The sequence below is a fragment of the Oceanobacillus phoenicis genome, from assembly GCF_047238145.1.
Classification (GTDB): Bacteria; Bacillota; Bacilli; order Bacillales; family Amphibacillaceae; genus Oceanobacillus.
The window spans coordinates 231,622-244,037 of sequence record NZ_JBDFME010000002.1 but is presented as its reverse complement, the minus strand read 5'-3'; the positions used below and the strand labels follow the sequence as shown (position 1 = coordinate 244,037).

Below are 12,416 nucleotides of genomic sequence, written 5' to 3'. Positions count from 1 at the left end.
GTACGATATATCCGAAGCAGGATGGGAAGTAACTGACTTTGATTATGTAAATCAGAATGGAGAGTCTGTAAGTTTAGGTGAATTGGAAGGGCAATTTTGGTTAGAGCAAATATGGTCTTTACTGCTTGTCCTACTGTTTGTCCTATTATGACTCCAAATATGAGAGAGATCCAAGACTATGCCATTGAAAATGATATTGATATGAAATTCATATCCTTCTCCCTAGACCCTGAAAAATGATACCGTTGAATATCTAAAGTATTATACAGAAGCGATGGGTGTTAATGATGATTATTGGAGTTTTTTAACAGGTTATGGTTTGGATGAAATAACTAGATTCGCCGAAGAAAGTTTTAAATCTCCCGTAAAAAAGTTAGATGATGATTATTTACATAGTACTAGATTCTTCCTAGTTAATGAAAATGGAGAGGTTATAAGAGCCTATAATGGAATGGCTACAGACTTATCAGATATAAAAAATGACACCAGTAGAACTGTTCAATAATGCCTTTATAATTAATAAGGAGAGATATAGTTGACACATGAATTTATTATTATTGGTGCTGGTCAAGCAGGGATTGCCATGAGCCAAAAGTTAAAAAAAGAGAGCATAAGCCATCTAGTAGTAGATAACAATGAGAAAATTGGAGCTTCATGGCGTTCAAGGTACAACTCACTAGTTTTATTTACACCAAGGAATTATTCCTCGTTACCAGGATTGCCCATGGATGGTCGTCCTGAGGGTTACCCAACAAAAGATGAAATGGCTAACTATTTAAAGAAATATGTAAAGCATTTTCAGCTACCTATTTCATTAGATGTGAAGGTATTAAAGTTAGAGAAAGAGCAAAATCAATTTCTACTTCATACTTCAAACGGATTATATAAATCGAGGAATGTTATAGTAGCAACAGGTGCATTTCAAAAGCCATTTATCCCTATTTCTCAAGATAGAGATGAAATACAACAAATACATTCTTCTTCTTATAAGGATCCGATAGACATAAATGGTCATAATATCTTAGTAGTTGGTGGTGGGAATTCAGGAGCTCAAATAGCCACCGAATTAGCTGAAACGAAAAATGTTACTATTTCTATTTCGCATAAATTAAAATTTTTACCTTTAGAGAAATTTGGGAGAAGCATTTTTTATTGGTTAGATCGATTACATTTATTGCACGCTGGGATAGATACAAAAAGAGGGAGAATCTTTAAGAAGCGAAAAGACCCTATTTTTGGTTACGACTTAAAAAAACTAATTCAGAAAGATTCTATAAAAATAAGACCACGTTTAGAAAAAATATCAGGAAAAAAAGTATTATTCTCGGATGGAAGTTCATTAGCGATAGATTCTATAATATGGTCAACTGGATTTAAACCTTCTTATGAATGGATATCTATTGAAGGGGCTATTAATTCAAAAGGAGCACCTATACATCAAAGGGGAATTAGTCCATGTGAGAACCTTTATTTTATTGGTTTGCCGTGGCAATTTCAACGTGGTTCATCACTTGTTTGTGGTGTAGGGTTAGATGCAGAATTTTTGACTCAATATATTTTAAATAATCGATTAATCTAAATTTAAGCTTTTCTTTCCATTTAGAGCAAATCAAGCAAATAGATTCTCTTTCCTTTTTTTAATAGGTACCGTCAGGAAAATACGATTTACAACGTTAAGGAAATCATAGTAGTTTAGAATCGGTAATTGAACAACGATAATTATTTGAGGCAGTCATATGGGACACTTTTAGCCCTCCAGTCTACACAGTTTTACCAACAATAGAGCGGAGTTACAGGTAAGCCAGATAGAACCTTGCCCAATGGATTAAGGTAAATAAACATTACTTTGAGTAAATTTTGTTCAATTAATCACTTAAACTGAAAGGAGCTAGAGTTTAACAAACCAAACAAAAAAGTCGATTCCTTAGCCTAAGGAAAATCGGCTTTTTTTAACTAGAATTTTTCTTAGCGTATGTTTTCCGCGTTTTGTTGGTAGGACCCCTACCATCGTAGAACTCATTAAACAGTTTCATAGCCATATCATGTATATCCATTGTGATATTGCTTGGTATATCAAATGATCTAGAACGAGAAAATCCTCCACCTGTTTCTTTTGAATAACCAATTCCCAGTTGAACAGTCTTACCTATCTTCCCTGCTGTTCGTGCTCTTCTACATACTTCCTCGCATAAGTCTAGTATGCAGTAATCAATTTCTTCAGCACTATAGTTTCTTAATAAAGCAATACCATGACCGAACCCTTTTTGTTCGTGTTTCGTGAAGTCTCCAAACACTGGACTTAAATCGATTCCGTGAGCATGCCAATATAGCTGCTCCCCCATAACACCGAAACGTCTTTTGAGTACATCTAGACTGAAATTAGCCAATTGTCCTAAATTTACAATACCCATTCGATTTAAATTTTTCTTCATACGATGACCAATTCCCCAAATATCGCCTATTTGTGCTGGCCATAATAATTCCTCTACATCTTCATATTTACATTCAGCTACACCTTTCTTCTTGGCATGTAGATCCATTACTACTTTAGCCAAAAATTTATTATCTCCAATACCAATTGAACAAGTTAGTCCGAATGTATTTAAAATATCATCTTTTATTTTTTGTGCTATTTGTCTTCGATTACCAAACAATTTTTCTAACCCGTTAACTGTCACCCATAACTCATCCACACTATATACGTGTATAGCATCAGGTGGAGCATAGTTATTAAGTAGATTTGTTATTTCTACTGATACTTTTAGGTAGTCTGCCATATGTGCAGGAACAATTATTATATTTGGATCATCAGGAAGTTCAAAGTATCGACTAACATTACTGATTCCATATCTTCTTTTTAATTCTGGCGTCGCTGCTAATACAATACTTCCTGACCTACTTGGATCACCTACAACAGCTAGCATAACTTTCATTGGATCTTCTCCTAGTTTCACAGCTTCAACGCTGGCATAGAAAGAACGCATATCGATGCAGAGAACATCATTTCTTGGATAGTTCGAGTAATCCATTTATGACACCTCACTTATAAGAACGTGTGTTCTTATTATACCAAAATTATGTTCTTAGTAAACATAATTTATTAATGTAAATTTTTCCCAAAAAAAGAAACGTATAATTGATACGCTTCTTAATAATCCTCCTGCATTTCCTCACTTTCATCTCCCACAGTAAGCGCAAGTCCATTTTCAATATATGTAATAAGTTCATCCAGTATTTTTTCTTTCGTATATTTTTTCATTTTGCTATCGTATTCTTTAAAAGTAGTATGATTGTCGGAAAAATCCATCATATCACTTTCTCCTATACGAATTAAATAGCTTGCGGTAACTATATCAGCTCTTGGACTCTTATGATGTAATTGCTTTGCATGTTCTATACGATGATTTCTCACATCTATTTCTCTCTGTTTTTGTTGTTGTTGCCTTTTTCTTCTTTCTTCTTCAATTTTCTTTTGTGTATCGTAATAATCTTCTAAAGTATTATAATAACTTTCCCCTAATTGTCTTTGCATTTCTTTTAACAGATTAAATGCAATTTGAGGTTCTAAAAATGATTTATGGAAACACCTTTGCATCCATTCTGGACTAGGCTTTATTTCTTCAAGATACCATTGTTCAATAAGAGTTCTTAAATACACCTCATATCCAGGGAGCCCAAATTTAGAAGAAGTTCCTTTTGCAATCAATACATGTAAAATAGTATGCTCTATCAAATCACAATAAACTAATTTGTCCCTTCTTTGGCTTTCAAAGGGTATGTTATATTTTTTCACAAAATTTTGATCAGATATATTTAACCATTTATTTTGATCAATATGATGGCAGTATAATCCTTCGCTTGTTCTTGAAGCTTTACCTGTTGTAATGTTTTTTATTTCTCCATTCATAAATCGTTGGTATGAAGACTCTCTGAAATAGTCATCTATTGCAGGTCCATATTTATTAAGTAAATAGATAACTACTTCATCATAAGTATTAGACAGTAGATCCTTGTACTCTTTATAGTTATTCATTCACAAAACCTCTTTAAGCGATAACTTCTTGAATACCTTCGTTGCAACGTTATTAAATATAGATTAATATTTCCATATTATCCTAGAAGGTGTTCTGTAAATATTAACGCTGCGGATAATGCAACTATTGCAATAAGTTTTTGTTTCCATGTATCCTTCATGCTGTGCTTACTAGTCAATAATAAAATGACAACAGTTGAGATTATTATTAATTGAAAAGGTGACATTATTAATCTTCCTCTCTAAAAACTTTGTAGCTTACTTCACCATCCGATTTTACGACAAAGCGTACTCTTCCGTCCCAATTTTCTCCATCATCATCACTTATATACAATATAACTTCTTTTGTTCCTACTTTTGGAATTGGTGTTCCAACAATTTCCCTCCAGATAGGAATATTACTTTGTATTTGATAAGATGTATAACCTGCTGCAAATTCCTTGGAGAATTTTGCAGTGTCATCCAATTTGTCAAAAGCTTTTTTAACGTACTTTATTTTTTCTCCAGCAAATAACCCTACTCTTGCCAACGAATAAGTTCCTACTACATTAGCTGCGACTTGAGCACCCTCTGCTATACGATAATTAATCTTTCCTTGTACAGCATCTTGAGTATAGTAGTGCAAATCTGGATTATCTTTGAAGATTATAAAATCTCCATCTTCTATTGTATAGTTTATCTGATGACCATTTAATTCAATGCTAGAAGGTTGAATGCCTAGAGCTTCATAATCTACACTTTTCCCTTGACTGACTTCCATATTGTTTTTCTGCCATTTAACAATACCAGAGCCGTTTGAACCCTCATCGGTTACTTTTATAGAAGGTTTGTATTCTAAATAAGGTAAGTTTCTTCCTGCTAGTAATTGTTCTGCTCGATAAGAATCAACATGTTCCTTTAATACTGGTAAACCATAAATATCTAAAGTATTAACATAATTAGTGAAACGTTGTTCTCCTTTTGTTGTGCCAGCTCTGTCAATCGTTATTTTTATATGATGTAGTAACTCTTTAATATCAGAATCTACTTCGTTTGTTATAGTATATGTTTCTAATTTCTTGTTTAAATTCGATAAGCTTTTTGTCACCTCTCCTTTATCGGTCGTTATCGGAGAAAAGTCAGGCTTAGTCACACTGCTAATATCTAATACACTGTTAATGGTATCATTAATAGATTGATATTCTTTTTCTAGTTTTTCATATGTAGTTTCAACATCCTCTTTTGTATCAAGTAGATAATCGCTATTAATACGTGTAGCAGGACTAGAATCGACATTTGATTGAAATTCAGTTAGGTGTTTTTCTAGATCAGTATTCATCTTCATAAATAGTTTACTAAAAGAATCCAATAATGTTAAATGGATTTCTGAGAAATATTTTTTTGCGTTGTTTGCTGTTTTTCCAGAAAATGAGTCCATGCTTAGAATTTTGTATATAGCTTGTTTTATGTCATTAAGACTAGCTTCAGTTGTTTCAGCATACTCTTTGAGGTCATGTGATAGTTCTAGCACTTCATCAATATCTACTTTTCGTGCCATTTCATTACATCCCCATTCTAAAAATTGTTATATATACAGTATAAAATAAACCCCCTGTCATTAGATAGGGGGAGTTTGCTAAATTTGTTGTAGTCACTCTTGAAAGCTATTTTCAATATGTTTTATTATTTTTACAGGAGACGTACTTATCAGATAATAATTTTCATCTTCTATTCCATCATGAGAATGATTACTTTCAAACATGGAAAGTTGCAAATCAATGCTTACTTCAACTCCATCATCATAATTAATTATGACTTTTACTACGTCAGAATCATGATTGTTCAAGCTATTTTCTTGTTCTGCGTATTGAACAGAATCAATGGTATTATCTCTAGAAATTCTATTCATCAATTTTTCCGCAACGATGTACTTATCTGGTTCTTCGAATTGAAAAAGGTCATTAGATAAAATAGTTGTTTCAAAGGAATTAAAAAAACCATCGATATCATTTGATTTAATAGAAGAAAAAAAGTATTCTACAGCACCTTTTTTTGGAGCAGTATTCTCATTTGTTTCTTCATGATGATGGTGACTATAACCACTTATATCTATACCATATTCTTCTAGTTTTTCTGGATCATTTTCATATTCAGAAGGAAAATGAACATCTAACTCGTGATGGTGGTGATTAGGTTGGTTAGCAGATACAGAAACTTCTTCATAATCTAATGCCCCATCATTTATATAATATAATATTGTTATTAATAGAAGGAAACCGATAAATACAAGGCATCCTATTTTCAACCATTTATTCATAAGAAGAATACTCCTTTAAAAAGAAATCATACGTTCAGGATTTATAGCATTTTCCTTACCTATAGTCCAACTCCCTGAATGGATTTCAAAATGTAAGTGTGGACCAGTTGAACGGCCAGTATTACCTAATAATCCTATTTGTTCTCCTTTATTCACCTTTTGGCCTTCAGATACAAAATAACCGTAAAGATGAGCATATATAGTTTCATAAGCTTTTCCATTAATATTATGTTTTATGAATACTACATGACCATATGAATCAGAATAGTACGCTCTTGATACAGTACCATTGGCAGCAGCAACGATTGGAGAAACACCTTCTGTGCCACCTAAATCGATTCCATAATGAAATCCTCCATTACGGTTTCCATATCTTGATGTCACAACACCTGCTGTTGGTCTTGTAAACGTTCCATCTGAAATGACTGGTAAATCATCACCTGGCTCATAAACTGCTTCAGTTTTATAACGATCAGCTCGCGCTAAAACTTCTTTTCCATATTGTGTACTTTGATTATATGCTAACAATGCTGTAGCAGGATTTTTAGCATATCCACTACTAGCAAGATAATTAGCTGCAGAGTGAATTGCATCTGCTAAATCCCATGGATCTGCTTTACCATCTCCATTAGCATCAACACCATATCCACCACCCGACTTAATAATAGATAGGCTAGTGATATCTATATTTCCAGGAACTAACCCAGTATTTCCGGGACTGTACTTCCATCCTGCCCATGTAGCTGGAAGAAATTGCATGTGTCCAATCGCCCCAGCACTAGATATCATGGTTGGATGGGTACTAAATTGAGTCTCTTGAGCATGTACGGAGGCTAATACATACCAATGGACCCCATATTCGGCTTCAGCATCTAAATAATATTGCATATATGCAACGGGTATATCTGAACCGGGTATTACATTTCCTGGATAAGGGATTGCACCACCAAAGTCGCCACCGGAAGAACCACCTTCTAACCATGCTATATAGTCCATTGGTAGATTTTGAAACTTGTAGTTGGTTTCTAGTAATCTCTTATCGTTTAATCCAAAACCTAAAGAGTTTAAAGCTGTATCTAAGTAAGTATAGTCTGTTGTTTTGATTTCATTTTTTTCATAATACTGTTCTCTGGTTTTCGTATATGTGCGAAGTTCTTTTTCTACTTCAACTTCTACTTCAACTTCTTCTTCCACAAATACGGGAACCTCTTTTTCAATTGTTTCTTTTACTTCTCTATACTTAGTTACAGGAACTTCTCTTACCATTGGATTACCGTTCTCATCCCATATCATTCGATACTCTGTAGTTTCATAAGGTTCCATTCTTGTCACGGTTTCTTCTACTGTTTGATATTCATAATAAGTGTGTGTTCTGGTCTGTGTTTCCATTTCAGTTATAGTTTCAACCTCAACAGTCGTTTTCCAATCTGTTACAACTTCTGTATATTCATTTCTAACATTTCCTTGCCAATAATCGATTTCTGTTAGCTTAGATACATAGTTATCCACTCTTTCAATATCGCTCCAGGGTTCACATTTTTCTCCTTCTTTACATACTTGTGTTTGTGTTTCTTTCCATTCATTGAATTCATCACTATAAGTGAAAGTTGGCTTTAGTGTATCGGCCATATCGCTTACTATTTCATAATGGTCATCATTTTGCATTGCTTCTAACTGTACAACTGATGAGAGTAATTCAACTGGCACTTTATATGGAGACTGTTCAGGATTATCCATATCAACGGTATTATTAGATTCTTCGACTATATGATCATGTAAATCTTGTTGTTCATCGTTAAGGCCTATTCCACCACCAAATAATGCTGATGATACAAGAGTAATGATGATGATAAGAAGGATAATCCCCACTATTACTAAAATAGCGGGTAATCCTACTGTCCCTAACAATGCTATTAATGCTTTCCCTAAAACTGCAGCACCAGCTTTAACACCTTTGAGCGCTAACTTACCCAGGGTTTTACCAAGCTTTTTTAAAGCTTGATTTTTAGCTTTATTACCAACTTGTTTAGCAACCTTTTTCACATTTGATTCTTTTTGTTCAGGTTCTTTTTGTGAGAAAGGGTCATAATGATAAGCCATTACTCTGCACCACCGATTTTCTTAAATCGTTCTTTATCAAACTGTTTACGGCGTTGATATCGCTGATTTGTTGGTGTATTCAGATATTCTTCTGTTTCTAAACGTGGAGTATAATTTACTTTTTGTCCGTTTCCATCTGTTATATTATCCATATGGAATCGTGTATTTCTAACCTCGTATTTTACCTCTCTCATATCATTAGCATTCAGCCTAGCATCACCTTGTTTATATGGAGAAATACGGACTTCTTGACCTGTAGACTTGTCATTTCCAACCATATAACTTCTATCTTTTGTTACAATCATGCGTATATTATCAGTCGTTTGAGCAGCTTCTTTCTTACTAAAAGAACCTGTCTCAACACTAGCATTATAAGGCGATATATCTTGTGTAACTCTTTTATTTATTGAATTAGGACGTTGAGTAGCAATAAGTTTATTGGGATTAACATTAATATTTCTTCCAGTATTTACTTTACTTCCACCAGTATCCATTTGATAAGGATTGGATGATGCGACAAATCCACCGTTGTCACTCATGTTTAAATCTTGATATATAACTTGTCCTTCTTTAAGTGCACTATCACCAGAACCATAACGAGATACAATTCTATTTCTTCCTGAGCTATCTGTAGCTTGAACATAGGATTGTGTAGGTGTACTTACAAGTTTTATATTCCCTTCCGGTACGTAATATTGTCCTGTTTCAGGGTTTTTCTGTGAAGCCATTTGTTGTATCTCAGATGCTTCATAAACTCCACTTTCGGTTCCTTGATTAATAGCCTTATTATAAGGACTAACTTTAGAAGCAAATTGTCCTGCTTTTTGATATAACTTAGCTCCTCCAACTAACCCTCCTGTATAAGCTACTGCATTACGAAATCTTTCTTGTTTTTCTACAGCATTTTCAGAAGATGGTTGAAAAGAGGAGGTTACGTTTTGTAACCCTTGTGATAATCCAGAACCAATAGCTTTAGTCTGTGTAACAAATTTACTTCCGGTATTATTCATACTTTCAGGACTTTCTAAAATAGAAGAAGATCCATCTTCATATCCATTCATAAATGTTTGGGAAACCATTTTTCCTTTGTTCACAACGTCTCCAGCTTTATCCCATGCAGGCTTTATACCTGTTGAATTGGAAATAAATGCGCCTGTTGCAGCAGCGCCCGCAGTCATTTTCTGCATGCCATCGCTTTTTCTAATCATTTGTTTCATTGGCATAGATTGCGGTAATTGATTATTAAAGTGAGACAAGTTATCTTGGAATTTTTGTGGTTCTTGTTCACTCCACATTTGTGTCGCCTCTGGCTCCTCCATACCACTTGCCATTTTGTCCTGGATAAAGTTTTGTTTATCATCAAGTGTTTTTGCCGATGCCAGTTGATTTGTTAAATAACCACGATTTACTTGTTGATTCGCACCTTTATTGAATACTGCTTCTGGTGCAACCCCGTTTATGGAGTTATTTGCTGAAGACATATAACTTCTTGCTCCGCCTGCTACCATACCGTTTGCTTTATCATAAAGTAATTCAGCTTGTTCTTTTGTTGCATTAGGATTTTGCGTTTGATACGCGTCTACAAATGAGCTCTTGTTACCTGATATAGCATGTTGTTGAGCCATGTCATACGTATCACCAGTTTGTTTAATCATATTATCAGATGGAGTAAAGCTTTGATCCTTCATAAATGCTTGCTTAGATGTGCTTCCTTTTATTGATTCATACATTTGACTTGCTTGTTCTTTCGTAGCAGATGGATTAATGTTAGATTGATAGTTTTCGATAAAACCTTCTTTATTATTTCCATCTATATAGGATTTTGCAGAATCATAAGCATTTTCAGCTACTGCTTTATGGTTACTTTGTGCAGCATTCATTGCACTATTAACATAAGCATCTTTCGAACTTGCACTTTGTATAGATTCAAAAGCTTCATTCGCCTGTTCTCTTGTAGCACCATTATTTGTGGCAAGATATGAATTGGCAAAGTTCTCTTTTGCTTGATTTCTTTTCGCCATGTGGAAGGCTTCATTTGCTTCATCTAAAGTAGCATTAGGGTTTTGTCTTTTATATTCATCAACAAAAGATTGATTATCTTTATTTTGCATATTATCTGCAAAGTTTTTAGCAAATTCTCCTCTGTCAACATGTTCACTGCCCATAGCATTTGCTTTCATTTGATTAGCAGTATCATTAGCAACCCCTTGAAATTCTGAACGTTTTGATGCGACAGCTTGATTCCAAGAGTTTTCTTTTGCCATAGAATGTGCTGTTTTCTCTTGTTCAGTTGCGTTTTCTGATAACGGGTTTTCTAAATCATAGTTTTGCTCGAAATTATCTTTATTATCGTTTGCCCATTTGTTTGTCATTGCTTCAGCACTTTGGTTAGCAAGTGAATCTGTATTTGCCAATTTTCCATCTTTACTAGTACTTCTCTTCACGAGATTTCTCGCATTAGAAAGGTTACCAGCATGAACATCACTCTTGTGATCTTCCCATTGTTGTTCAAGACCTTGTTTATCTAAGTCCGGGAATTTCTCTCTTGCTTTTTCAATGAAACTATCTTTATTTGCTAATTCATAATCTGCTGTGTCTTTGTTTGCTAATGTATTAGCTACATCCTCTTGGTTAGTACTTAATGGATCTGACATTTCCCCCCAGGTTTCTTGGAATGCACTCTTTCCGTTTTTAATACCTTTACCAGCTAAGTCTCCAAGGGCTTTTGTTCCACGCCCTGCTAATCCACCAGCAACACCTCCAGCAATAAAACCTCCAGTAGCTCCTACCATTGACCCCATTGGGCCACCAATTGCTGCTCCACCAATTGAACCTGCTGAACCGAGAACGGCTTTACCTGCACGACTTCCTATATCGCCCCATTTAAGCATTGCATCCGCTTTTGGTGTAGAACTGCTATCTGTTCCGGTATTAGCAGCCATTGTTGCATCTTTAATGATAGATTCTTCTCCTTCTTTAGAAGAACCGTTATTTGAACTCTTAACACCATCCTTTGCCCCTTTTAAAGCTCCCATAACGCTACTGTTATTATTTTTATCCATTGCTCCTTTAACAGAACCATATACGCCTGCTAAAGCGGACATTCCAAACATAGCACCTACTTTACTCATTGTGCTGTTCATTCCTCCACCCATGCCTAGTAAAGCGCGAATAGATTCTCCAACTGGTATAAAAATTAAATATAATATAACAACCTCTAGATTAAGTATAGGGTCTGTAACCTTAAATTCTCCAGATGTTATAGGATCAGAACCTGCAGTTATAAGAAGAACAGCCCATAATAAGACAGCATGTATACTTTGTACAAATACGGTTCCTACAAATTCTTTTAACCAAGCACCAGTTATAGGCTTTAGTTGCGGAATTAGAAAGAAAGCTATCATTAAAGGACCGAGTATCATAAGTATGAGCAATGTAAGTTTTCGCATCATGTAATACCAATTCGCCCATAACGTTAGGAATAGAATAATAATGTTAATTACGATGGCTCCTATTATTCCACCACCTGTTATTTGGTCTGCTATGCCTAGAATCCCTCCACCACTATTGGCTGCAAACACATTAACTATTCCTTCATTTAATGTAAAAACCATTTCATAGAAAAACCCTAGGTTAAAAAATACAATTACCACGATTATTAGATCTTTAAGAAATTCTATATAATAGGTTCTACTGGCTGGATTGATGACGGTTGAACTAATCCTCATACCTGCCATAACAATTGCAGCTAATATGAAAAATCCAGCTATTGTAGCTACTATTGTAGCTCCCGGTCCGAATATATTTTCAATTTCATTCGTATTGAATGTTTTATATACAAGATCTTCTGTTTGTCCTTCTCCAAAAATTAAATTGTGGAAACTATGAAGAATAAGAAAAGGCTCAACTAGTACCGAATAAAACCATGAGAATACGTCACCTAATATGTCCAATAAATTATCTGCAATATCAAACATTTATTTCCCT

Annotated in this window: 10 protein-coding genes; 3 read left to right on the top strand and 7 right to left on the bottom strand. The window is 34.5% G+C overall.

Going from position 1 to position 12,416, the window contains the following annotated elements:
- Positions 1-111 precede the first annotated feature (111 nt).
- Genes ABC346_RS21040 through ABC346_RS21030 form a run of 3 tightly spaced genes read left to right on the top strand, consistent with a single transcriptional unit; the run spans position 112 to position 1,579 of the window.
- Positions 112-240, top strand: coding sequence for an SCO family protein (locus ABC346_RS21040; protein ID WP_397351702.1), 129 nt, complete (start codon positions 112-114; stop codon positions 238-240).
- Positions 241-274: 34 nt separating this feature from the next.
- Positions 275-505, top strand: a complete 231-nt coding sequence (locus ABC346_RS21035) for a thioredoxin domain-containing protein (protein WP_397351698.1) — start codon at positions 275-277, stop codon at positions 503-505.
- Between the two features lie 30 nt (positions 506-535).
- Positions 536-1,579: a flavin-containing monooxygenase gene (locus ABC346_RS21030; protein WP_317958565.1), complete on the top strand. Its 1,044-nt coding sequence runs from the start codon at positions 536-538 to the stop codon at positions 1,577-1,579.
- A gap of 370 nt (positions 1,580-1,949) precedes the next feature.
- On the opposite strand, the gene ABC346_RS21025 is transcribed toward ABC346_RS21030, so the two are convergent.
- From ABC346_RS21025 to ABC346_RS20995, 7 genes are all read right to left on the bottom strand, one after another.
- Complete coding sequence (locus tag ABC346_RS21025) at positions 1,950-3,029, bottom strand: Y-family DNA polymerase (RefSeq protein WP_317958564.1); 1,080 nt, start codon at positions 3,027-3,029, stop codon at positions 1,950-1,952.
- 119 nt (positions 3,030-3,148) lie between these two features.
- A complete protein-coding gene (locus ABC346_RS21020) occupies positions 3,149-4,033 on the bottom strand; it encodes an SAV1803-related protein (RefSeq protein WP_317958563.1) in 885 nt (294 codons plus the stop codon).
- Positions 4,034-4,110: 77 nt separating this feature from the next.
- Positions 4,111-4,260, bottom strand: a complete 150-nt coding sequence (locus ABC346_RS21015; RefSeq protein WP_317958562.1) for a hypothetical protein — start codon at positions 4,258-4,260, stop codon at positions 4,111-4,113.
- Positions 4,261-4,262: 2 nt separating this feature from the next.
- Entirely contained in the window at positions 4,263-5,570 is a 1,308-nt protein-coding gene (locus ABC346_RS21010; RefSeq protein WP_317958561.1) for a T7SS effector LXG polymorphic toxin, read from the bottom strand.
- A gap of 93 nt (positions 5,571-5,663) precedes the next feature.
- Positions 5,664-6,329, bottom strand: a complete 666-nt coding sequence (locus tag ABC346_RS21005) for a hypothetical protein (protein WP_317958560.1) — start codon at positions 6,327-6,329, stop codon at positions 5,664-5,666.
- Between the two features lie 15 nt (positions 6,330-6,344).
- Entirely contained in the window at positions 6,345-8,429 is a 2,085-nt protein-coding gene (locus ABC346_RS21000; protein WP_317958559.1) for a peptidoglycan DD-metalloendopeptidase family protein, read from the bottom strand.
- On the bottom strand, positions 8,429-12,406 hold the full coding sequence (locus tag ABC346_RS20995) for a TrbL/VirB6 family protein (RefSeq protein WP_317958558.1): 3,978 nt from the start codon (positions 12,404-12,406) through the stop codon (positions 8,429-8,431). Before ABC346_RS20995 ends, ABC346_RS21000 begins: the two co-directional genes overlap by 1 nt.
- Positions 12,407-12,416 lie beyond the last annotated feature (10 nt).